Consider the following 602-nt stretch of genomic DNA (forward strand, 5'->3'; position numbering starts at 1 on the left):
GGCGAGCGCCCCGCCCCGGCCCTGGCGCCCGGTGGTCGCGGGCGCGCTCTGCCTGGCGTTCGCCGTCCACCTCGGTGCCCAACTGACCGTCCTGGTGCGCACGGCGGACATCGCCGCGGGAGGCCACCGTTCCTGGGCGCGCACCGCCGCCACCCTGCACCGGCTCGGGGTGCGCGCCCCCTGCCTGGTCACCGGCGAGGACGCCCTGCCCGTCGCCTTCTACGCCGGCTGCGCCTCGGCCGCGACGTCCGGGCCCAACGCCGACACGACGGCGGACGCCATCGCGCGCACGGCCCGGCGCGTGCCGACGGCCACCCTCGTACCGGCGGGGGCGAAACCGCCCCCGTACGCCCGCGCTTGGCCGTGGGTCGCGGCCGAAAGCCGACGGTTGTACTACACGCCGGGGCGCGGGGAAGGGTTTCCGGTTCGGCCGCGTCAGGTAGGAGACGGGTGATACCGCGTGTCTATGGAGGGGAAGCAGATGACGGGGAACGACATCGCCGGGCTGATGGACGAGGCGTTCTTCACGCCGGGCAGCTCCTCCTTCGCCGAGTTCCTGGCCGCCCACCGCCCCCGGCTGCTGCCCACCGCGTCCCCGCTGC

1 pseudogene is annotated in these 602 nt (G+C 75.9%); it reads left to right on the top strand.

What is annotated here, in order from left to right:
• Positions 1–454 (top strand): annotated as a pseudogene (locus CCN72_RS39475) (hypothetical protein); the annotation flags it as partial.
• Between the last annotated feature and the right edge of the window lie 148 nt (positions 455–602).

The sequence above is a fragment of the Streptomyces murinus genome (assembly GCF_002154555.1).
Taxonomy (GTDB): domain Bacteria; phylum Actinomycetota; class Actinomycetes; order Streptomycetales; family Streptomycetaceae; genus Streptomyces; species Streptomyces murinus.